23 protein-coding genes and 1 tRNA gene are annotated in these 21,363 nt (G+C 67.2%); 15 read left to right on the top strand and 9 right to left on the bottom strand.

Annotated elements, in window-relative coordinates; all coding sequences use genetic code 11:
• Positions 1–45 precede the first annotated feature (45 nt).
• The 3 genes from ACFQPG_RS03400 (at position 46) to ACFQPG_RS03390 (ending at position 2,043) form a co-directional block, all read left to right on the top strand.
• The gene (locus ACFQPG_RS03400) at positions 46–444 is read left to right on the top strand and encodes an acyl-CoA thioesterase (RefSeq protein WP_380810300.1); all 399 of its coding nucleotides are present in this window, start codon (positions 46–48) and stop codon (positions 442–444) included.
• 136 nt (positions 445–580) lie between these two features.
• A complete protein-coding gene (gene maiA, locus ACFQPG_RS03395; protein ID WP_380810298.1) occupies positions 581–1,231 on the top strand; it encodes a maleylacetoacetate isomerase in 651 nt (216 codons plus the stop codon).
• Positions 1,232–1,257: 26 nt separating this feature from the next.
• Positions 1,258–2,043 carry a class II aldolase/adducin family protein gene (locus ACFQPG_RS03390; RefSeq protein ID WP_380811693.1) on the top strand — a complete coding sequence of 262 codons (786 nt, stop codon included), beginning with the start codon at positions 1,258–1,260 and terminating at the stop codon, positions 2,041–2,043.
• A gap of 65 nt (positions 2,044–2,108) precedes the next feature.
• On the opposite strand, the gene ACFQPG_RS03385 is transcribed toward ACFQPG_RS03390, so the two are convergent.
• The 3 genes from ACFQPG_RS03385 to ACFQPG_RS03375 all read right to left on the bottom strand — a co-directional run bounded on the left by ACFQPG_RS03385 (position 2,109) and on the right by ACFQPG_RS03375 (position 3,956).
• Positions 2,109–2,185 (bottom strand) — tRNA-Pro (locus ACFQPG_RS03385).
• Positions 2,186–2,256: 71 nt separating this feature from the next.
• Positions 2,257–3,570, bottom strand: a complete 1,314-nt coding sequence (locus tag ACFQPG_RS03380) for an FAD-dependent oxidoreductase (RefSeq protein WP_380810296.1) — start codon at positions 3,568–3,570, stop codon at positions 2,257–2,259.
• Between the two features lie 62 nt (positions 3,571–3,632).
• A complete protein-coding gene (locus ACFQPG_RS03375; protein ID WP_380810294.1) occupies positions 3,633–3,956 on the bottom strand; it encodes a polyhydroxyalkanoic acid system family protein in 324 nt (107 codons plus the stop codon).
• 64 nt (positions 3,957–4,020) lie between these two features.
• Between ACFQPG_RS03375 and ACFQPG_RS03370 the strand changes: the two genes are divergently transcribed.
• Both ACFQPG_RS03370 and clpB read left to right on the top strand, forming a co-directional pair.
• Entirely contained in the window at positions 4,021–4,968 is a 948-nt protein-coding gene (locus ACFQPG_RS03370) for a hypothetical protein (RefSeq protein WP_380810292.1), read from the top strand.
• Positions 4,969–5,054: 86 nt separating this feature from the next.
• Positions 5,055–7,634 carry an ATP-dependent chaperone ClpB gene (gene clpB, locus ACFQPG_RS03365; protein ID WP_380810291.1) on the top strand — a complete coding sequence of 860 codons (2,580 nt, stop codon included), beginning with the start codon at positions 5,055–5,057 and terminating at the stop codon, positions 7,632–7,634.
• A 20-nt stretch (positions 7,635–7,654) separates the two neighbouring features.
• Here the strand turns inward: clpB and ACFQPG_RS03360 are convergent, their stop codons facing one another.
• Positions 7,655–7,981 (bottom strand): hypothetical protein, encoded by a 327-nt coding sequence (locus tag ACFQPG_RS03360; RefSeq protein ID WP_380810290.1) that lies wholly within the window; start codon positions 7,979–7,981, stop codon positions 7,655–7,657.
• A gap of 73 nt (positions 7,982–8,054) precedes the next feature.
• Positions 8,055–9,239, bottom strand: a complete 1,185-nt coding sequence (locus tag ACFQPG_RS03355) for an aspartyl/asparaginyl beta-hydroxylase domain-containing protein (RefSeq protein ID WP_380810288.1) — start codon at positions 9,237–9,239, stop codon at positions 8,055–8,057.
• Positions 9,240–9,285: 46 nt separating this feature from the next.
• Between ACFQPG_RS03355 and ACFQPG_RS03350 the strand changes: the two genes are divergently transcribed.
• Complete coding sequence (locus tag ACFQPG_RS03350) at positions 9,286–10,308, top strand: hypothetical protein (RefSeq protein WP_380810286.1); 1,023 nt, start codon at positions 9,286–9,288, stop codon at positions 10,306–10,308.
• Between the two features lie 155 nt (positions 10,309–10,463).
• Here the strand turns inward: ACFQPG_RS03350 and ACFQPG_RS03345 are convergent, their stop codons facing one another.
• The gene (locus tag ACFQPG_RS03345; RefSeq protein WP_380810284.1) at positions 10,464–12,704 is read right to left on the bottom strand and encodes a S8 family peptidase; all 2,241 of its coding nucleotides are present in this window, start codon (positions 12,702–12,704) and stop codon (positions 10,464–10,466) included.
• Between the two features lie 201 nt (positions 12,705–12,905).
• Between ACFQPG_RS03345 and ACFQPG_RS03340 the strand changes: the two genes are divergently transcribed.
• The 3 genes from ACFQPG_RS03340 to ACFQPG_RS03330 all read left to right on the top strand — a co-directional run bounded on the left by ACFQPG_RS03340 (position 12,906) and on the right by ACFQPG_RS03330 (position 15,515).
• Entirely contained in the window at positions 12,906–13,589 is a 684-nt protein-coding gene (locus tag ACFQPG_RS03340) for a pyrimidine 5'-nucleotidase (RefSeq protein ID WP_380810282.1), read from the top strand.
• On the top strand, positions 13,586–14,410 hold the full coding sequence (dapD, locus tag ACFQPG_RS03335) for a 2,3,4,5-tetrahydropyridine-2,6-dicarboxylate N-succinyltransferase (RefSeq protein WP_380810281.1): 825 nt from the start codon (positions 13,586–13,588) through the stop codon (positions 14,408–14,410). Before ACFQPG_RS03340 ends, dapD begins: the two co-directional genes overlap by 4 nt.
• A gap of 73 nt (positions 14,411–14,483) precedes the next feature.
• The gene (locus ACFQPG_RS03330; protein ID WP_380810279.1) at positions 14,484–15,515 is read left to right on the top strand and encodes a DMT family transporter; all 1,032 of its coding nucleotides are present in this window, start codon (positions 14,484–14,486) and stop codon (positions 15,513–15,515) included.
• On the opposite strand, the gene ACFQPG_RS03325 is transcribed toward ACFQPG_RS03330, so the two are convergent.
• A complete protein-coding gene (locus ACFQPG_RS03325) occupies positions 15,452–15,991 on the bottom strand; it encodes a TlpA family protein disulfide reductase (RefSeq protein ID WP_380810277.1) in 540 nt (179 codons plus the stop codon). The two genes, ACFQPG_RS03330 and ACFQPG_RS03325, sit on opposite strands and share 64 nt — an antisense overlap.
• Here ACFQPG_RS03325 and ACFQPG_RS03320 point away from each other — a divergent pair.
• Together ACFQPG_RS03320 and galU are read left to right on the top strand one after the other, a co-directional pair.
• Positions 15,990–16,343 carry a hypothetical protein gene (locus ACFQPG_RS03320; RefSeq protein WP_380810275.1) on the top strand — a complete coding sequence of 118 codons (354 nt, stop codon included), beginning with the start codon at positions 15,990–15,992 and terminating at the stop codon, positions 16,341–16,343. The genes ACFQPG_RS03325 and ACFQPG_RS03320 overlap by 2 nt on opposite strands.
• Positions 16,340–17,209: a UTP--glucose-1-phosphate uridylyltransferase GalU gene (galU, locus tag ACFQPG_RS03315; protein WP_380810273.1), complete on the top strand. Its 870-nt coding sequence runs from the start codon at positions 16,340–16,342 to the stop codon at positions 17,207–17,209. The genes ACFQPG_RS03320 and galU overlap by 4 nt, the downstream gene beginning before the upstream one ends.
• Here the strand turns inward: galU and ACFQPG_RS03310 are convergent.
• On the bottom strand, positions 17,193–17,738 hold the full coding sequence (locus ACFQPG_RS03310; protein ID WP_380810271.1) for a PleD family two-component system response regulator: 546 nt from the start codon (positions 17,736–17,738) through the stop codon (positions 17,193–17,195). The genes galU and ACFQPG_RS03310 overlap by 17 nt on opposite strands.
• 51 nt (positions 17,739–17,789) lie before the next feature.
• Positions 17,790–18,356, bottom strand: coding sequence for an HNH endonuclease (locus ACFQPG_RS03305; RefSeq protein ID WP_380810269.1), 567 nt, complete (start codon positions 18,354–18,356; stop codon positions 17,790–17,792).
• 168 nt (positions 18,357–18,524) lie between these two features.
• Between ACFQPG_RS03305 and gluQRS the strand changes: the two genes are divergently transcribed.
• The 4 genes from gluQRS to egtB are packed head-to-tail and all read left to right on the top strand — an operon-like array spanning position 18,525 to position 21,358.
• A complete protein-coding gene (gluQRS, locus tag ACFQPG_RS03300) occupies positions 18,525–19,361 on the top strand; it encodes a tRNA glutamyl-Q(34) synthetase GluQRS (protein ID WP_380810267.1) in 837 nt (278 codons plus the stop codon).
• Positions 19,362–19,373: 12 nt separating this feature from the next.
• Positions 19,374–19,577, top strand: a complete 204-nt coding sequence (locus tag ACFQPG_RS03295) for an HIG1 domain-containing protein (protein ID WP_380810266.1) — start codon at positions 19,374–19,376, stop codon at positions 19,575–19,577.
• Between the two features lie 3 nt (positions 19,578–19,580).
• Positions 19,581–20,147 (top strand): cob(I)yrinic acid a,c-diamide adenosyltransferase, encoded by a 567-nt coding sequence (locus tag ACFQPG_RS03290; RefSeq protein WP_380811691.1) that lies wholly within the window; start codon positions 19,581–19,583, stop codon positions 20,145–20,147.
• Positions 20,148–20,200: 53 nt separating this feature from the next.
• On the top strand, positions 20,201–21,358 hold the full coding sequence (gene egtB / locus ACFQPG_RS03285) for an ergothioneine biosynthesis protein EgtB (RefSeq protein WP_380810265.1): 1,158 nt from the start codon (positions 20,201–20,203) through the stop codon (positions 21,356–21,358).
• The last annotated feature ends 5 nt before the right edge of the window (positions 21,359–21,363 follow it).

Here is a 21,363-nt window from a genome sequence, read left to right as displayed (position 1 = left end):
GGAGTGAACTGGGTTGCCTCGCTACGCTCGCAATGACGAGCTGACATGACCAACCCGATCCTCACCCTCACCCTCACCGCCCGCCCCGAACACATCGACGAACTCGGGCACGTCAACAATGCCGTCTGGGTCCAGTGGATCCAGGAGGTTGCGCTCGCCCACTGGTACAGCCTCGCCGACCCCAAGCATGCCGAAGATTATTTCTGGGTCATCGTCCGGCATGAGATCGACTATCTCCGCCCCGCCTTCGAAGGCGACACGGTGACCGGGCGCACCTGGGTCGGCGAAGCGCCCAAGGGGGCCAAGTTCGACCGGCACATGGAGTTTGTCGGGCCGGACGGCAAACTCTGCGTCAAGGCGCGCACCGTGTGGGCGATTATCGACAAAGCCAGCGGCCGGCCGATCCGGGTGCCGCCGGAGGTGGTCGCGCCGTTCATGGCCTGATATTCCTCTGTCCTACTGACACCCAGGCTGGCAGACTCGCTCGAATGAAGACCGATCATCCGTCGAAATCGTTCATCATCCGAAACGACCTGCACTTTTGCAGGCTCGTCACCGTGAACATTGTGAACATTCGCCCGTGAACCGCCCGGTCCTCCACGACTATTTCCGCTCCTCGGCATCCTACCGGGTGCGGATCGCGCTCAACCTTAAGGGCGTCGAATACGACAGCCACCCGGTCAGCCTGATCGATGGCGCGCAAAGGTCGGACGCTTACCGTGCGCTTAATCCGCAGGGCTTTGTTCCGATGTTGGAGATCGACGGCCATCGTCTCACGCAATCGCTCAGCATCATCGTCTACCTCGACCAGCTCTTCCCCGAGCCGCGGCTGATCCCCGCTGATCCCGCCGACGGCGCTCACGTTCGCGCCATGGCGATGTCGATCGCCTGCGACGTTCATCCGCTCAACAATCTGCGCGTGCTAAAATATCTCAAGGGGACGCTCGGTCACGACCAGCCGACGGTCGACGAATGGTATCGTCACTGGATTTGCGAAGGCTTGGGACCGCTGGAGGCGATGGCCGCCCCGCGGGCAGGCGCTTTCCTGTTCGGCGACGAGCCGACCCTGGCCGACGTCTGCCTCGTTCCCCAGCTCTACAATGCGCGGCGCTTCGACGTGCCGCTCGACCTTTACCCCACTCTCGTCCGGGCGGACGCCGCCGCGCGCGCACTGCCCGCTTTCACCGCAGCCCACCCGGACCATTTCGCTCCCAGGGAGACCCAGCCATGAACCGCGTCGACGCCATCAACGCCGGGATGGAAAAGGCCAAGGCCCTTGAGGCCGTCGAGATCCCCAGCCTGCGCGGCAAGGTCAGCCAAGAGGAATGGTCTCTCCGCGTCGATCTCGCCGCGGCTTACCGGCTGGTCGCGCATTACGGCTGGGACGATCTCATCTTCACCCATCTATCGGCGCGCATTCCGGGCCCGGACCACCACTTCCTCCTCAACCCCTATAATCTGATGTTCGAGGAAGTGACCGCCTCGTCCCTCATCAAGGTCGATCTCCACGGCAACCCGGTCGAGCCGACACCGTTCATCACCAACCCGGCAGGCTTCACCATCCACTCCGCGATCCACATGGCCCGCGAGGACGCCCATGCAGTGATCCACCTCCACACGCCGCACGGCCAGGCGGTTGCCGCGCATGAGGATGGACTGTTGCCGCTGACCCAGACCGCGATGCTGGTCGGCGGCGACCTCGCCTTCCACGACTATGAAGGCGTCGCCACCGACCTCAACGAGCGGGAGCGGATCGTCGCCGACCTCGGCACTCGAAGCGCGATGCTGCTGCGTAACCACGGCACGCTGACCGTCGGCGAGACCGTCGGCGAAGCGTTCATCCGCATGTATTTCCTGGAACGCGCCTGCGAAGCGCAGATCTACGCCCTGTCAGCCGGCGACCGCATCAACAACCCGCCTCAAGGCACGCCCGAAGTCGCCGCCCAGCAGGGCGCCGCCGGCCTCAAGGTCGCCGCCAAGCTGCTCGCCTGGCCGGCGCTTCTGCGAAAGGCGCACCGGCTCGACCCGGGGTTTGCGAGTTAGAGAAGGTGGGCGCTCCGCCGACTTAGCGCCGCAAGCGCCCGCGGACGCTTGCCCAAGCTGAAAAATGGTCGGGGAGAGAGGATTCGAACCTCCGGCCCCTGCCTCCCGAAGACAGTGCTCTACCAGGCTGAGCTACTCCCCGACCGGAACCCGCGCGTCATGCGGGAGCCAAGGCGCAGGCTCCTTAGGCGGCGGCGCGGCGGGATGCAACAATCAATGCCCGCTCGCCCGCAGGAGGTCTTCGACTCGGACGAGCTTCTCGCGAGGATTGCCGGCGCGGGCCGCGGCGACTTCGGCGGCCTCGATCTTTCGCCAATCTTCGAACGGCACCGGATCGCAGCCGCGCACCGCCAGCAGCCGGTCTAGCCCCGCAGAGCCTGGCCGGTCGCTGGACTCACCCTCGGGCGGAAACAGGGCCGCTATCGCTTCCGCCACTTCGAAGCCGTCGGGCCGGTTGGTCCCGATCGTTCCAGTCGGCCCGCGCCGCGCCCAGCCAACGCCGTAGAGCCGCTCGGCGATGCGGCCGCCGCTGTTGGGAAAGCGGCCGAGCTTCTCGTCATATGGCACGCCAGGAATGGCGGGGGTCTGGTAGCCGATGCAGCTGACCACCAGGCTGGCGTCCACAGCGTAGGTTTCGCCGGTGCCCTGCGCGCTACCGTCTTCGGCCAGGCGCGTGCGCTCAACGATCACCCGTTCCGCCTTGCCGTCGCCCTCGATCGCCAGCGGCTTGGCGAAGAAGTCGAACAGGATGCGCTTGGGCTTGGTTTCGTCCGGACCGGCGCGGGCGAAGTCACGGAGGTGCGCGACCGACTTGCGCAGGCCCGGCTCCAGCGCGGCGTCCGCCTCAGCCGGCGGCAGGTCGGCCAGATCGACCAGCGGAGTTGCTGCCCTCAGGTAGCCCAGTTCGCCGAGTTCCTTGGGTGTCATTGCAATCTGGTGCGGCCCGCGCCGCCCGAGCAGGCTGATCGACCGGATGCCGCTTCCGGCCAAAGCCTCAAAGGCATGGCCGACGATGTCCGAGCCGACAAACTCGTCGGGCGTCTTGGCCAGGATCCGGGCAACGTCCAGCGCCACGTTGCCATTGCCGATCACCGCCGCCGCGGGTCCATGCAAGGGCGGATCGAGATCGGCGAAGTCGGGATGGCCGTTGTACCAGCCGACGAATGCCGCGGAGCCGACCACGCCTGGCAAGTCGTCGCCGGGAATGCCGAGCCGCCGGTCGTGCGGGGCGCCGGTGGCGAGCACCACCGCATCATAATAATGGAGCAGTTCCTCGATCGACACGTCGGCGCCGAGGTGGACGTTGCCGAGGAACCGGACCCCTGGGGTGGTGGCGACCTTCTCGTACCGCTTCGAGACCGCCTTGATCGATTGATGATCGGGCGCGACCCCGAAGCGGATCAGCCCGTAGGGCACCGGCAGGCGATCCAGGATGTCGATCCGGGCACGCTCACCATAAGCCTTGGTCAGGGCCTCGGCCGTGTAGAAGCCGGCTGGCCCCGAGCCGATCACCGCGAAATGCCGCATCCGCTTGCCCTCCGGTCGTTGGCCGGAGCGTAGCCCCGCCGCGGCAGAGTGCAAGTTCGGGGCTATTTCGACTTGCTCTTGTCTTCCAGCAGCAGCTCCTCGCCCTTGCTTCGAAGCACGGCTTCGATCGGCTTGGCCAGCATCCCGAGCAGGCCCGGCAGCATGACCCGGCAGCGGACATGCGTTTCCTCGACGTCGATCTGTGCATCGACCTGCTGGCCCATGGCGCCGACCGCCATGTCGAGCCGGCTGCCCGACCAGTTGCTGGTCACCTGGGCACCGCCGGGGATGTAGCCCTGGAGCTTGTGGATGTTGGCGGCGATCCGCCGTTGCGCTTCCTCGCGGCCAAGGCTGTGGGGAAGGTCGACCTGGATGGGCTGTTGCATTCCCACGACGTGCGTGACGAACCAAGACTTTTCAAGCCGACCTGCGTTATACCATGATCGAACCATGGGACGCTTGCTCGCCATTCTGCTGATTCTGCTCGCCGGCCCGGCGACTGCGCAGGTGCAGGCCGCCCCGGCGCCTGCACTGGTGTTCCGGACTTTGCCCTCGGCGGGCCCGGTTTGGAGCCCGACCGGCGATTATGTCATGATCGGACAGGACGAGCCGGGCTATCGCCGCTGGATGATGGCGCAGCCGTGGCGGTCGGCGGCAGTATCCGGCTTCCATCAATATCTCGCCAGCTATGGTGTCGCTTATGTGGTGCCGACCTGGCAGCTGCTGCGTACGGCCAGCCAGTGGCACCGCTGCGGGGCCGAGCCGTTCGAAGTTCCGCCCACCTCCGAATGGCCCAACTTGGTTGGCGCGCTTCGCTATGTGCAAAGCTATGTGGTTCCGGCGATCGGACCGGTCGAGGCCGTTTCCGTGTACCGCAATCCGGCGCTGAACGCCTGTGCTGGGGGAGCTCCCGAAAGCGCCCACCGCCACATGTTCGCGCTCGACATGGTGCCGCTGCGGCCGATCTCACGCACGGCGATGATCGACACCCTGTGCACCGCGCACGCCTATCAGGGTGGCCGCTTCGGCGTCGGCCTGGGCTTCTATTCGAAGCTGCGGTTCCACGTCGACACCTGGCGCTTCCGCCGCTGGGGCGAACGCGACCCGGGCGTTGCTGCCTGCGCTCCGACGCTCGCCAGGCTGAACGTCGCTCCACCCGCTCCGACGGTGGCGGTGGCTGCCGCGGCAACACCGACCGTCCGCGGCCCGGTGGCAGTCAGCACCGCTCCCGCTCCCTCGGCCCAACCGCCTCTTGTGGCCGTGCCCACCCCCGTGCCCGCTCCGGCTAAACCGGCGGCCAGCGTGGCGGTGACCTCGCAGGGTCCCGCGACCTCAGCCCTGCCGCCGCCCGTCTCCGCTCCCCCGGTCGTGTCCGATCCGCTCTCGCCGCTGAACTGAATCGTCGAGGCGCAGAAAACCGCCTAACCCTCTTGTGTTGCCCGATTGCAACACTAGCTTGGTGCCACGAGAGGGACACTGACTTTATGGATTTCGAGAAACTCACCGACAGGGCCAAGGGCTTTCTGCAGGCCGCGCAAACGATTGCGGTGCGCGAGCATCATCAGCGCATCGCCCCGCCGCATTTGCTGAAAGCGCTGCTGGACGACCAACAAGGCATGGCCGCGGGGCTGATCGGCGCCGCTGGCGGCGACGGCAAGGCCGCGCAGCGGGAGGTCGATGCGCTGGTCGCCAAGATTCCGGCGGTAACCGGCTCCGGCGCGACTAGCGCTCCCGCGCTCGACGGCGACACGATGCGGATCCTCGATTCAGCCGAGCAAATCGCGAAGAAGGGGGGCGACAGCTACGTCACCGTAGAGCGGATCCTGCTGGCGATGGCGCTCGCTAAGGGCACGGACGTCGGTAACGCGCTGCAGCGCGCCGGCGTCACGCCGCAGAACCTCAACGCCGCTATCGACAAGCTGCGCGGCGGGCGCACCGCCGATACGCAGGGTGCGGAGGATCGCTACGATGCACTCAAGAAGTTCGCCCGTGACCTCACCGCGGCAGCGCGCGAAGGCAAGCTCGACCCGGTCATCGGCCGAGACGAGGAGATTCGCCGCACCATCCAGGTGCTGGCCCGCCGCACCAAGAACAATCCGGTGCTGATCGGCGAACCCGGAGTGGGCAAGACGGCGATCGCCGAAGGCTTGGCGTTACGGATCGCCAACGGCGACGTGCCGGACGGGATCAAGGATCGCCGCCTCCTGTCGCTCGACATGGGCTCGCTGATCGCCGGCGCGAAATACCGTGGCGAGTTCGAGGAGCGGCTGAAAGGCGTGCTCGACGAGGTCAAGCAGGCTGCGGGCGAGATCATCTTGTTCATCGACGAGATGCACACGCTCGTGGGCGCGGGCAAGAGTGAGGGCGCGATGGATGCGTCCAACCTCTTGAAGCCAGCGCTTGCTCGAGGCGAACTGCACTGCATCGGCGCGACCACGCTCGATGAATATCGCAAGCATGTCGAAAAGGACGCCGCACTGGAGCGCCGTTTCCAGCCGGTGTTCGTCCGGGAGCCGACGGTGGAGGACACCATCTCGATCCTCCGCGGGCTCAAGGAGAAGTATGAGCTCCACCACGGTATCACCATCACCGACCCGGCGATCGTGGCCGCGGCGACGCTCAGCAATCGCTACATCTCCGACCGCTTCCTGCCGGACAAGGCCATCGACCTGATGGATGAGGCCGCGTCCCGCCTCCGGATGGAGGTCGAGAGCAAGCCGGAGGAGATCGAGAATCTCGACCGGCGCATCATGCAGCTCAAGATCGAGCGGGAGGCGCTGAGGAAGGAAAAGGATGAAGCCTCGCGCGACCGGCTGGCAAACCTCGAGGAAGAGCTCGCCAATCTGGAGCAGCAGTCGAGCGAGCTGACTCAACGGTGGCAGGGCGAGAAGGAGAAGATCAACGCTGCCTCCAAGGTCCAGGAGCAACTGGACCAGGCGCGGATCGAGCTCGAACAGGCGCAGCGCTCGGGTGACCTCGCCAAGGCAGGCGAGCTTCAGTACGGGCGCATTCCGTCGCTCGAAAAGCAGCTCGAGGAAGCCCGCACGGCCACCCAGCACGCCATGCTGCGCGAGGAAGTGACCGACCAGGACATTGCCGCCGTGGTCAGCCGCTGGACCGGGGTTCCGGTCGAGCGGATGCTGGAAGGCGAGCGCACCAAGCTGCTCGGCATGGAGCAGGCGATCGGCGCCCGGGTGATCGGCCAGGAAGATGCGGTGAAGGCGGTGTCTGCCGCCGTGCGCCGCGCGCGGGCGGGCTTGCAGGATCCAAACCGCCCGCTCGGCTCATTCCTGTTCCTCGGCCCGACCGGCGTCGGCAAGACCGAGCTGACCAAGGCGCTGGCAGAATTCCTGTTCGACGATCCCTCCGCCATGGTCCGGATCGACATGAGCGAGTTCATGGAAAAGCATGCCGTCGCGCGGCTGATCGGCGCGCCGCCTGGCTACGTCGGCTATGAGGAAGGCGGCGTGCTGACCGAGGCGGTGCGGCGTCGGCCCTACCAGGTGGTGCTGTTCGACGAGGTCGAGAAGGCGCACGGCGACGTGTTCAACGTGCTGCTGCAGGTGCTGGACGACGGCCGCCTGACCGACGGCCAGGGACGCACGGTGGATTTCACCAACACCATTATAATCCTGACGTCCAACCTGGGCAGCCAGTATCTCGCCAGCCTCGGGGAGAACGAACCAGCCGAAAAGGTCGAGCATCAGGTGATGGAGGTCGTGCGGGCGCACTTCCGGCCGGAGTTCCTCAACCGCCTGGACGAGATCATCCTGTTCCACCGGCTGAGCGCCAGCCACATGGGTCCGATCGTCGACATCCAGGTTGCCCGTCTCGGCAAGCTACTGGAGGACCGCAAGATCAAGCTGGAGCTGACCGACGCGGCCAAGGCGTGGCTGGGACGGGTCGGATACGATCCGGTCTATGGCGCTCGGCCGTTGAAGCGCGCGGTGCAGAAATATCTGCAGGACCCGCTGGCCGATGCGATCCTCGCGGGCACGGTCCACGACGGCCAGACGGTGCGGGTCGATGAAGGGGACGGCGGGTTGGAGCTCCAGCCCGCCTGAGCGCCGGAGTGTCGTTGGCCCTAGTTCCCGCTGACCGGAGCCTTGGCCATGGCATCGATCGTGTCGCGGGCGTTCTGGTTGCCGGAGTCGGCGTATTTCGACCATTCGGCGTTGGTCCGGCAAACGCGCAGCTTGCGTGCAAGCGAACCGATCACCTCTTCCTTGCGGCACTTGATGAATTGCGGATGGGCGCGGTCGAGGCCCTTGTTGAAGGCCGCAATCTCAGTCGGAGTCATGGTCGAGGGCGCACGATCGGGCCGCTGGCGATCGCTGCCGGCCGGCGTCCCCGCCACGGCGGCCGCGGAGACCAGCGACAGTGCGGCGGCAAGGACGGACATCGTGCGCATCGGTAACTCCCTGTATTCAGGTAAAGAGAAGCCGCCGGATTACCATGTTCTGACAGGACGCGCAAAATGGCGGTCAGCTGCCCCCTGCCGGGCTATAGCCTGCCGCGTCCGCCGCCTGGTAATAACGGACTATCATCTCCTGCTCGCGCGGCGTCAGGTGAGGATTCCATACGTCGCAGATCAGGATGGCGCGCAACTCGTCGCTGTCATTCCATGCCTCGTGTTCGATCGTATCGTCGAATGCGAACGGCTTGCCGATCTCCCACTGGCGGGTTTCGCCGCCAACCCGGAAGCCGCAGCCTGGCGGCACAATCAGCGGCAGGTGGACGATCGCACGGGTATTGGTGACGCCCGTGTGGGGCGGAATGCGGGTGTGGGGCCGAAGCATGGAGAAGAATGCGCTCGGCGAACGGTTGGGGATGTACGACTGCGGGATCGCGGCGAGCGCCTTGGCGGTCTGGGGACAGCGCTCGAGTACTGCACGGTTGGGCTCGCCATATTCCCACAGAAAGCACGCCCCCCAGCTGAGCGTGTGGTCCAGTTCGCTCCACTTGTTGTCGGGAACGCCCTTTTCCATCCGCACATAGGGGCGGAGTTGCTCCCCTGGATCTTCGAGCAATGCCAGCAGCTCCGCCCGGATCGCCTCGGTCGCGCCCGCCAGATCAGCGAACCACGGGAAGTGGCGATCGTCGAAATATTCATCCGCCGGCAGGAACGGATAATAAAGGCCGGCGCACTCGTTGGTAAAGCGCCTGCGACCCCCCAGGGCCATGTCGACGAACGCCCCGCTTCGGCGGCGTTCGGTCTCGTCCAGCCCCGCGGCAAGGGGATCGAGTTCCCGGTCGACCGCGGTGCGCAGGTCAGCGACGGCCCCGTTGCAGAAGCGCTGCCCCCGCTCGAGCGCCTCGGCAAGCGCCCCGGTCCACGGTTTCAGCGGCTCGGCCAGCTGGATCGCCCCGCTCCAGGCGGTCAGGGCTTCGCCTTTCTGCTCGAGCCGCTGGTGGACCTCGGCTTTGCGGAGCCAGGCGATGAGGTCCCTCCGATCGATGTTCAGCGCCGCCTCCAGCGCCTGGAGCTCGGCAGCATCGTCGCCGGTGGCGCGATGGGCGGAGGCAAGGTTGCGCAGCAATGCGCCGGATGTGGGATCAGCTACGCAAGCTTCGCGAAAGGCGGCGGCGGCATCCTGGAAGCGGCCGGACTGGAGAGCCGCCATGCCGCGGCTATTGGCGGCGGCGGCGGATGCGCTGGGTGCATTCATGGGCGCAAGCTTGCCAGTGGCCCAACGGCTGGGCAAGGCTTGGCGCATGGCCACCGCACCCGACCTCGCGTCCATCGTCGGCGACCCGGCGTGGCTATGCCACCGTTACGACGAGCAGACAGACAGCTTCCATTACCGCCGGGTGGAGCGCGCTCGGCATCGGTCGGCGGCCTTCTTGATCGACGCCGACCTGGGCCCGGAGGCATCGCCGATCGTGATCCGCCGCCGCGATGCCGCCCCGCTCGCCCCTCTGCCTGGGCCGCTGCACTTCATCTTCCATTCGGCGTTTTGCGCCTCGACCATGCTGGTGCGAGCGCTGGACATCGAAGGCGCGGCGATGGGCCTGTCGGAACCGGTGTTGCTGAACGACATGGTCGGCTGGCGTCGCCGCGGCGCTCGGCCGCATGAGCATGCGGCGGTGATGGCCGATGCGCTGCGCCAGCTTGCGCGCCCATGGGCTCCCGGCGAGGCGGTGGTGTTGAAGCCGTCGAACGTGTTCAACGGATTGGCCGCGGGAGCGCTCGCGCTGAGCCCCGGGTCAAGGGCGATCCTGCTCGCCGCGCCCCTGCCGGTTTTCCTGGCCTCGGTCGCGCGCAAAGGGCTGGACTGCCGCTTGTGGGTGCGCGAGCTGCTTGAGGGCCTGCTCCAAGAAGGCATGGTCGACCTGGGTTTCCAGCCAAGCGATTACCTGCGCCAGACCGATCTTCAGGTGGCGGCGGTCGGCTGGCTCGCTCAGCAAGCGCTGTTCGCCAGGATCCTCAAGCACTTCGGTCCCGACCGCATCGCCACCCTGGACAGCGAGCGGCTGACCGGCAACCCCGCGGCATCCGTCGCTGCCGCAGCCGCTTTTCTCGGCCTCGGGCGGACGCAGCCGACCGACTATGCCGCCCATCCGGCACTCGGCCGTGACAGCAAGTCAGGGATCGCTTTCGCGCCTGGGCAGCGGCAGGCCGACCAGCGCGCCGCACTCGAGGCGTATCGTGACGAGATCGAGAAAGTCGCCGTCTGGGCCGAGGCGGTGGCTACCGCAGCCAGGGTTCCGCTGACGTTGCCGGCCGCGCTCGCCTGAACTCCGGTGAGAGGCAGGCACGGGATCGCCGCGCCTGCGGTTCTCACCCGGACTGCGGGAGGACGAACATGCGGCATCGACGGCTCGGGCGCGTCGATCGATCCCCCGCTGTTCGTCCAGCCGAGGCGATCGGCGCCTAAGCCGCGTGGCCCTTCCTAGAACCCAAGGGTAAAGCGCACCGCCGCTCCATAATCGGTGTCAGCAGACGCGACGTGGCCCGGCTGCCGCCGCAGGAACAGGTTGCCGCCGATCCACCCGGTGCCAAGCATGGCCGTCGAGTAGCCGAGCTCCGCATCGATCTCGCGCCCTCTGGGGGTCAGCGCATAATCGGTGCGCGTGAGGGTCGGGCTGAGAGTCTCGTAGCTGTAGGCGGTGGGCAGCATGAGGGACAGGCCACCGCCATCGATCCGGAGCGGCTGCGACAGCCGGAAACCGAGCCGATCGGAGGCGGTGAACAGCCCGTCCCTGGCGAAGTCGAAGCCGTACGCCGCGGTGCGAAAGTCGCCCCCCGCGAAGGTCGTCCAACCACGCCGCGCGGTCAGGGCCGCAGAGAAGCCGGCCCCAAACGACCGCCGCGCTTCCAGGTCGAGGAAGGTCGTAGCCGACCCCCCGCCACCGAATACACCGCCCATCCGTCCGCCGAGCAATGTTTGCCGCTCGTCGAGCCGGCCGATCCCGGCCGACAGCGAGGTCCGGCCGAAGCGGCGGTCGAGCGTGGCCGCGGCCCAGCGGTAGGGAGAGCCGGTGGCGCTGGTCTTCACCTCCTGCCACACTTCGCCCTGCTCGCCGCTCAAGGTCAGCGCGACGGGGCCGATGTCGCGGCGCACCGCCATGCTGCCACCGCGGCGAGCCATGAATCCGGGGTCGCCGGCGACATCGCGGGCGATCAGGAAGGCCCCGCTATCCGTCCGGTTCAGCCTGCGCTCCATCGCCTTGGCGCCCTCCGAGAAGCCCAGTGCGACTGCGGTCTTGTGATCGATCCTGGCCACGACCGAGCCGGCGATCAGCTTTGCCTTGCGCAGATCCTCGGGCCCGATGCCGGTGCGCTCCAGCGCGAAGCCGTGCCGCAGGTCGCGGCGTTCGGCGACGGTCATCGCGACGCTGACCCGGCCGGCACTGACCCCCGCCACCCGGGCGTCGCCTTCAAGCGCGTGTCGCAGCGGCGTCCGCTGCTCGGCCGCCCGCAGGGTCTTCGCCAAATCAACCGCATAAGCCCGCGAATAACCGTCAAGGACGATCGCGCCGATCGGATCCTTTTCGGCCGGACTGCCACCGGCCGCCGGCATTACGCCATTACTGTCCGTCACTGGCGTGGCGCTCCCGGCCAGGCTGGTCGCACCCACCGGCTGGACCGCCCGCGACAGGTTCATCCGCCCGCGCCCGAACACATCGTCGGTCCCGGCCGCGCCAAGGTCATCGGCGGTGCGCAGGAGCAGGTCGACGATCTGGCGCCCGCTGAGGTTGGGGAACAGCTGCGCCATCAGGGCGAATGCGCCGGTGATGGCGGGGGCCGAGAAGCTCGTCCCCGAATAGAAAAAGCGCCCGCCGGTGTGATCGATCGTCTTCACCCCAGCGCCAAGCGCCGCAAGATAGCTGGCCGACGCGCTCCCCGCCTTGTTGGAGAAAGGCGACAATTGGTCGAGCGCGACGGTGACCCGGGCCTCCCGATCGAAGGTGCCGATCGAGCCGGCGACGATCACCATCCCGGGGAATTGCGAAGCCGGCACTGAGGCGAACGCATCGGCCGTATTGCCTTCGGGCTTGCCGCCGTCGTTGCCCGCCGAAATGACCAGTACGATCCCGGCGCTGGTGGCCCGCGCCATGGCCGACAGCAGGGCCCCGCCCGGCGGACTTCCGCCAAGCGACATGTTGATCACTCGTGCACCCGCCAGGCGAGCCGCATCGATTCCCGCGCCAATCGCGTTGTCACCGAACTTGCAGCCCTCGTCTTCGCCGGTCTTGGCACAGCTGTCCGGTGAGTCGGCACGAAAAGCAAGAACGGTCGCGTCGAACGCGACCCCGTGCATCCACACGTCGTCCTTGGCGGCAGCCGCCGTTGCCGCCACCGCGGTGCCGTGACCGTCCTCGTCCGACAGCCCGCGGCTGCCTGCGACATCGCGGCTGGCCGGGTCGATGCGGCCGGCGAATTCGCTGAGTGACGGATTGATGCCGCTGTCGATCACTGCGAGCTTGACGCCCTTGCCAGTGGCACCCTTGTCGTAAGCCGCGATCGCCTGGCCGACGACGGCGGCGGTGGAATTCTGATACTCGGCGGTGGCGTAGTTGGTTGGCGGCGGCGTAAGCGGCGGCGGTGGTGGTGGAGTGGGCGTGGGCGTGGGCGTGGGCGTGGGCGCCGGTGGCGTCAGGGTCGCCGGCGGCGGGGGGGTCGAATTCACTCCGCCACCTCCGCCACCGCCGCCACCACAGGCGGACAATGCCAGAGCCACGGCAGAGACGCCGCCGCCAAGAAGCGACCTGTTCATAGCAACGAACTCCCAACCCGCTGGAATACAACGGCTTTCATATGCAAGATATGCTTAACGGAAGCTTTCACTTTGCAGCCCCCCTGACAAGGGGCTAGGCGGCTCGGCGCAGTCATGAATCCGCGCTACCAGCCCACCTTTGGCCATGTCGCCGACTGGATCTTCGATCTCGACAACTGCCTGTATCCGGCGTCCACCGGGCTCTTCGCTCTGATCGACGAGCGGATGGGCGCGTACATCCAGGCGTTGCTGCAATGCGAACCTGACGAAGCGCGGCGGGTGCAGAAGGCGCACTTCCATGCCCACGGCACCACGCTTGCGGGGCTGATGGCCGAGCACCAGGTCGACCCGCATCACTTCCTGGCCGACGTCCATGCGATCCCGATGGACCGCGTCGCTCCCGACCCGCGGCTCGCCCGCGGCCTCGGTCGGCTGCCGGGGCGAAAGTTCATCTTCACCAACGGCGATGCACCGTACGCGAGGCGCGTGCTGCAGGCGATCGGCATCCACGAGCATTTCGAGCATTTGCACGACATTCATGCCTCGGAGTTGAAGCCGAAGCCGGATCCGCACGGCTACAAGCTGCTGTGCGAGCGGTTCGGGATCGATCCCGCCGCCGCCGTTCTGGTCGAGGACATGGCGCAGAACCTCAAGCCCGCCAAGGCACTCGGCATGACCACGGTGTGGGTCGACAATGGCTCCGAGCGCGGCAACCACCTGGCCGATGAGGGCCACATCGACCTGACCATCACCGACGTAGGCGAATGGCTCGACGAGCTTCTTGGAGACGTGGAATGATCAACGACTTGCAGCAGACCGTCGACGCTGCGTGGGACGCGCGGGACGGAGTCGGTGCGGAGACCAGGGGCGAGGTTCGAATCGCCGTCGACCGGGCAATCGCGGCGCTGGACAGCGGCGAAGCGCGGATCGCCGAGAAGGTTGATGGCGAGTGGGTCGTCCATCAATGGCTGAAGAAAGCGGTGCTGCTGAGCTTCCGACTCAACCCGATGGAGATGATCACCGGCGGACCCGGCGCATCGTCCTGGTGGGACAAGGTGCCAAGCAAGTTCGCGGGCTGGAGCGAAGGCGAGTTCAAGGCGGCGGCCTTTCGCGCGGTCCCCGGCGCGATCGTTCGCGGCGGCGCTTATGTCGCTCCTGGCGCGGTGCTGATGCCGAGCTTCGTCAACATCGGCGCGCGGGTCGGGGAGGGCACGATGGTCGACACCTGGGCCACGGTCGGCAGCTGCGCGCAGATCGGCCGCAACGTGCATATCTCGGGCGGCGCCGGAATCGGCGGGGTGCTGGAGCCGCTTCAGGCGGGACCGGTGATCATCGAGGACGATTGCTTCATCGGTGCCCGCTCCGAAGTCGCGGAAGGCGTCGTCGTGGAACAGGGCGCAGTCCTGTCGATGGGCGTGTTCCTGGGCGCCAGCACCAAGATCGTCGACCGCGCGAGCGGGGAGGTGATCTACGGACGCGTGCCCGCTTATTCGGTCGTGGTGCCCGGCACGTTGCCGGGCAAGGATGGCGGCCCGGGTCTCGCCTGCGCGGTGATCGTCAAGCGGGTCGACGAGCGGACCCGGAGCAAGACGAGCATCAACGAATTGCTGCGCGACTAGGCATCAGCTGAGCTTATGCACTCCGTCCGCTCTTCGATTGGCGGGCCTTGGGGCGCACCTCTAAGCAGGATCAATGGCCCTATTCGACCCCGAACGTCCGGCCGCGGACACCGCTCTGGCACCGGCCAAGGCCTCTGTCGTGGCGCCGCAAATGGGCCGAACCGAATGGGCCATGCTGCTCGGCCTCGCCCTGGTCTGGGGCTGCGCCTTCATGTTCATCAAGGTGGCGGTCGCGTCCTTCCCGCCGGTGACCTACGTCTGGCTGCGCATCGCCATGGCCGCCCTCACCGCGCTTGTGATCCTCAAGGTGAGCGGCAAGCGGCTTCCCCTGAGCTTTTCCCTATGGGCATCGGTTGGCGTGCTGGCCCTGCTCAACAACGTCATTCCCTTCCTGCTGTTCGGCTGGGGACAGAAGCATATTGCCAGCGGGCTCGCCGCCATCCTGCAAGCGACAACCCCGATCTTCGGCGTTGTCGCGGCCCATTTCCTGACGGCCGACGAACGGATCACCTCCGCCCGGCTTGGCGGGGTGCTGGTCGGGTTCGCCGGCGTGTCGATCATGATCGGGCCCCAGTTGGCCGGAGACGGAGGCAACCAGCTAGTGGCGCAGCTGGCGTGCCTGCTCGCATCCCTGCTTTATGCCCTCGCCGGGATCCACGCCCGCCGGTTCAAGCGGCTTGGCGTGGGCCCACTTGAACTGACCACTGCCCAATTCATTGCTGGTACGGCAATTCTCACTCCGGTGGCGTTGCTGGTGGATCGGCCCTGGCTCGGTTTGCCGACCGCTTTTGCTGCCTGGGGAGCGGTCGCGGTGCTGGCCGTCGTTTGCTCGGCCCTGGCCTACGTCATCTTCTTCCGCCTGATCGAGCGGGCCGGGGCCACCAACTCGCTGCTCGTCACCCTGCTGGTTCCGCCGGTCGCCCTCGTGGCGGGCGCGCTGGCGTTCGGCGAACGGTTCGGCGCGAGCCAGATCGCGGGGCTGTTCCTGATCGGAGCGGGTCTGGCGGCGATAGACGGACGGCTACTCGCGGCTGTCAGGCGCTACCGCGCCTCCCCGATCAAGGACTGTGCTTCCACCCCGCTCCAGTCCAAGTCGCCAGTGTAGCGCCACACTTCTCGCCCGCTTGCGTCGTACAGGATTGTCGTGGGCAGGATCTTGGCGCCAATCTCGCCGCTGATTGCCATGTCTGGGTCCTGGTACGGCTCCAGTCCAATCTTCTTCTCGGCGAGGAATGCCTCCACCTTCGGCTGCGCCCCCATGTCCTGCGACAAGGCCAGCACCTGCGGCGCTCCGGGGCGGCTGGCCAGAGCGTCCAGCGTGGGCAATTCTTTGATGCACGGTGCGCACCATGTCGCCCACAAGTTCAGCAGCAGCGGCTTGCCCGAGAATGCGGCGAGGCTGGTTTCCTGCCCGTCGGGATCGCGGAAGGCGACCGTGGGCATCGGCTTGCCGGCGTGAGTGCGATCGAGGCCAACCTTGGGCCCGGCGCGATCGGCGACCGCTTCTTGCCGCTCCTGCAGGTTTTGCCTATCGCATGCGGAAAGGGCGAGCAGGCCCATGAGGAGGATGTGTCCGCGCATGGCCGCCGCCCTAAACAGGCGTGAAGCAAAGGGAAAGCGCCACGCAGCGGCGGGCGCTCTGGCCCTGCTGCTCGCCGGCTGCGGCAATGTCGGTGAGCTGCGTCCACCTCCAGGCCAGCCGCTTCCCGTCAAGCCCAAGCTGGCCCGGGCCACTCCGACGCCCGACGAGCTGCTGACCCCGCCGCCCTACGCCCGGCCGGAGCGGGTCGACGAAATCCTGCGGCGGTCGGAACCTCGGCAGGCGGACCGCTTTGACTTGCCGCCGGCCGACGGCGGCGCGGCTCCGGTCGCCGAAACCGACGGCCAGGCAGAAGATCGAACCGACGACGCAGGACCCGCGACACCCCAATGACCGACAGCATCAAGCCCCTCCGCAAGGCCGTCTTCCCCGTTGCCGGCCTTGGGACCCGACTGCTCCCCGCGACCAAGACCATGCCCAAGGAGATGCTGACGGTGATCGACCGTCCGCTGATCCAATATGCCGTCGACGAGGCGCGCGAAGCCGGGATCGAGCAGCTGATCTTCGTCACCGGGCGCGGCAAGTCGAGCCTGGTCGACTATTTCGACACGAGCTTCGAACTCGAGACGACGATGCGCGAGAAGGGCAAGAGCCTGCAGCCGCTGGAATCTTCGCGTGTCCCGTTCGGCGAGCTGATTACCGTCCGCCAGCAGCAACCGCTCGGCCTTGGCCATGCGGTGTGGTGCGCCCGGCATGTGGTGGGCGACGAGCCGTTCGCGGTACTGTTGCCCGACGACTTGATGGCCGGCACGCCCGGCGCGCTGAAGCAGATGGTGGATGCCTACAATCGGGTCGGCGGAAATATCGTCTGCGCCGAGGAAGTCGCAGCCGAGAAGACGGGGAGCTACGGCATCGTCACGCCCGGCGCGACGGACGGCAACCTCACCGAAGTCAGAGGGCTGGTCGAGAAGCCGAAGCCGGAGGTCGCGCCGTCACGGCTCGGCGTGATCGGTCGATACATCCTGCAGCCGGACGTGATGCATGTGCTGGACGATCAGGAGCCCGGTGCGGGCGGCGAAATCCAGCTCACCGACGCGATGGCCAAGCTGATCGGACGCCAGCCGTTCCATGCGGTGAAGGTCGACGCGGTGCGGCACGACTGCGGCGATCGCGCGGGGTATGTCCGGGCAACCATCGCGCTGGCGCTGCAGCGGGAGGACCTTGCGCCCTTAGTGCGGGAGGCTATCGGACGGGCATGAGCGTGGCCAGCCGCCGCCGCTCCGCCTCGCTGGCGAGATAGCGATCGCGCAACTCGCCAAGTTCGATCGCGCGCTCGACGACACGGGCGTCCAGCGTCGCATTATCCTCGCGCAATTGGCGCAGAGCATGGGCACTCGCCAAGCGCCGCTCGATGCGAGCCGCGAGGATCTCGAAGAAGAATGGTTTGAGGATGACGTCGTCGGCCCCGGCCGCATAGGCCCGGACGGCGCCGTCCGGCTCGGCCCTGCCGGCGATCAGCATCACCGGCAGGTCGCGCCAGGCGGTCTCGCCACGAACCGCGCGGGTCAGCTCGACGCCGCTCATCGGCACCATGACAAGCTCCGAAAGGACGAGGTCGGCGGGGGCGCGATGAAGCTCCGCGATCGCCGCTATACCGCTGTCCGCGGCGGCAATCTGATAACCTTCCGCTCTCAGTCTTCGGGCAAGCACCGCCAGGTGAGAGCGGTTCTGGCTGACCACGAGAATTCGCGGGCCGATGCGGCCAGGTGCGGGAGCGTGCGGGTCCATGCGGGCAAGTGTGACCGCGAATGGTTAACGGGACGCTAAGACGTGAGTGCCCTACGGCTCCAGTTCGATGTCCCAGTAGAGGTAATCGCGCCAGCTTTCGTGGAGGTAGCCGGGCGGGAAGCTCTTGCCATGGTCCTGCAGCTGCCAGCTGGTCGGGCGTATCGGCTCACGGTGGATCGGCATCCCGGCCTGGCGCGGGGTTCGGCCGCCTTTCTTGAGGTTGCACGGTGCGCAGGCCGTGGCGACATTCTCCCACGTTGTCCGCCCGCCCTGTGCACGTGGCACGACATGGTCGAACGTCAGTTCCTTGCTCGACCCGCAATAAACGCAGCGGAAGCGGTCGCGGAGGAACAGGTTGAAGCGGGTGAACGCCGGATATTCGTTGGGGCGAACAAATTGGCGAAGAGCGATCACGCTAGGAAGCTTCAGCGTATGGCTCGGCGAATGAACCTCCCGTTCGTAGAGCGAGACCACGTCCACTCGCTCCAGGAACATGGCCTTGACCGCAGTCTGCCAGGGCCAAAGACTGAGCGGATAATAGGACAGCGGGGTGTAGTCCGCGTTGAGCACCAGCGCCGGACAGCTGTCGGGATGGCGGATGACGTCGGGGTGGTACACGAGCGCGCAAGGCCTTTCGTTCGGGAGCCCCGAACCGCCTCCGGCCCTGTCGCACGCAAGGAGGAGAGGGCGTGGCCCATCTTCCCTTGTGACCAGCCGGATGCCAACCCGACGTGACATGGTGATGAATCGGACATTGGCGAATCGTCGTCAAGGGGGCTCGCGCAGGTGAGCGTCAGCCGCTTTGCGCCCTCGCCGACTGGCCGGCTTCACCTCGGCCATGCCTACAGTGCGGTGCTTGGACGCCGGGCGGCCGCCACCTGGCGCGTCAGGCTTGAGGATCTGGACCCGACCCGCAGCCGGCCCGAGTTCGTCGACGGCATCCTTGAAGACCTCGCCTGGCTCGGCCTGGCTGCGGACGGCGACCTCCTGGTTCAATCTCGGCGGCTCCGGCTCTACGCCGACGCGCTCGAGCAATTGCGCGGTGAGGGGCTGGTCTACCCCTGCTTCTGCACCCGCGCCGACATCGCAGCCTCCCTGACTGCGCCGCACGGCGACGCCGCCAGCGGCTACCCAGGCACTTGCCGCGGACTGGCGGACGACCCCGCCCGGCGTTCCTCGACGCCGCACAGCTGGCGGCTGGACAGCGGCAAGGCGCTGGATCTGGCGGGACAACCCAGCTGGACCGAGGTGGACGGCCGCATCTTCGTCGCCCGCCCGCACCAGATCGGCGACGCCATCCTCGCGCGCAAGGACGCCCCCGCCTCTTACCATCTCGCCTGCGTGGTCGACGATGCGGCGAGCGACGTGACGCTGGTGGTGCGCGGCCAGGACCTGCGCCTGTCCACCCCGGTGCAGCGGCTGTTGCAGCTGCTGCTCGGGCTGCGGGAGCCGACCTACCTCCATCACCGCCTCGTCACCCACGACGATGGCCGCCGCCTTGCCAAGCGCGACCAGGCGCCGACGCTGGCTGCGATGCGCGCCGCGGGGATGGACGGTCCAGCGCTCGCGGAGGCTCTTGCGAAAGATTGCCTGCCGTCTGGTTTTCGCTTCGCGAGCGCCTAGATACAGGCGATCATGTCCACCCTCCTCATCCTCCTCCTCGTCGTCGCCATGGGCTTCACCGCCTACGCTCTGGTGCGCGGCGTCATGGCTATGGCCTCCGGCAAGCTCGGCAACGGCGAGCAACAGCAGCAATGGATGCGCAAGCGCGTCCTCTACCAGGGCGTCGCGATCATGCTGGCGGCACTGGTCCTGCTGCTGGCAGGTGGCGGACGCTAGACACTGGTCAAGCTCAACAAGATCTACACCCGAACCGGCGACACCGGCGAAGCGGGGCTGGTCGACGGCAGCCGGGTGAGCAAGGCGTCGGCGCGCATGGCCGCAATCGGCGACGTGGACGAGGCCAATTGCGCGATAGGGGCCGCCCTGGCGCTGATCGATCCCGCCGCCGGCGTCGCTGCAAGTCTTACTCGCATTCAGAACGAGCTTTTCGACCTTGGCGCTGACATCGCCACTCCGGACGGCATCGAGGGCGCGCTCAGGATTGTCGCGCGCCAGGTCGAGCGGCTGGAGGAGGAGATCGACGCGCTCAACGCCGACCTTGCGCCGCTGACCAGCTTCATCCTGCCCGGTGGCTCCCCGGCCATAGCCGCTTTGCACCTCGCCCGTGCGGTTGTCCGGCGCGCCGAACGCGGCGCGGTCGGGTTGGCCGCGAGCGAACCCGTCAACGCGGTCGCCCTTGCATATCTCAACCGCTTGTCGGACCTTCTGTTCGTTGCTGGCCGCCACGTGGCAGCGGGCGAGGGAGGAGATGTGCTGTGGCAACCCGGCGCCACTCGCGGTCACTGACCGGAGACTCTCTGAGCGCGCGCCTGTTAGCGACCCGATCGCTCACTCTGGCCTTGGCAGACCCGCTGTCCGACGCCGACGCGACGATCCAGCCGAACCCCGACGCGTCCCCCGCGAAATGGCATCTGGCGCATACCACATGGTTCTTCGAGACCTTCGTGCTGCGGGATCATGTCCGGGGCTACTGCCTGTTCGACGACCGCTACCCTTACCTGTTCAACAGCTATTACGAAGGCGAAGGCGAGCGGCATCCGCGGCCGCGGCGCGGGATGATCAGCCGCCCCTCGCTCGATGAGGTACGAGGCTGGCGGCACCATGTCGACGAGGCGCTGGAAAAGGCCTTGCCCGACCTGCCGGAGCCTGCGCTCAAGCTGGTCGAGCTGGGCATCCAGCACGAGCAGCAGCATCAGGAACTCCTCCTGACCGACATTCTCGCGTCCTTTGCCGAGAGTCCGCTTGAGCCGGCCTATGGCCAACTGCCGCCCGTAGCCTGTCGAGCGACCGAGCCGCTGGCCTGGCTTGCCGGGCGCGAGGGGATCGTGGAGATCGGCGCTGGCGGATCGGGCTTTGCGTTCGACAGTGAGCGCCCGCACCATCACGAATTGCTGCATCCGCATGCGCTCGCCCAGCGGCCGGTCACCAATGGCGAATGGCAACAGTTCATCGCCGATGGCGGCTATCGCGAACCGCGGCTGTGGCTGAGCGAGGGCTGGGACTGGGTTCAGCGCGAGAACATCGCACGGCCGCTCTACTGGCACGAGGAGGGCAGCGCCTTCACATTGGGGGGGCGGCGGGAGATCGACCGTGCCGCACCGGTGGCCCACGTCAGCTATTTTGAGGCGGACGCATTTGCCAACTGGGCCGGGGCACGCCTGCCCGGCGAAGCGGAGTGGGAAAGCGCCGCTGCAGGGGCCGACCCGCATCTTGGCCATCAGCTCGACGACGCCGGAGCGGTGATCCCGCAGCCCGGTGGCGCGCTGTTTGGCGACGTCTGGCAATGGACCCGCTCGGCCTTCCTCCCTTACCCGGGCTTCCACCCTGCCGAAGGCACCGTCGGCGAGTATAACGGCAAGTTCATGTGCGGGCAGTTCGTCCTCAAGGGCGCAAGCTGCGCCACTCCGCGCGGGCACAGCCGGGCGAGCTACCGCAACTTCTTTCCGCCCTCGGCCCGGTGGCAGTTCAGCGGGGTTCGGCTTGCCCGTGACAACTGATCCGG

The organism is Sphingomonas sp. GCM10030256 (assembly GCF_042666415.1).
Taxonomy (GTDB): Bacteria; Pseudomonadota; Alphaproteobacteria; order Sphingomonadales; family Sphingomonadaceae; genus Sphingomicrobium.
This window is presented reverse-complemented; position numbering and strand designations above follow the sequence as displayed.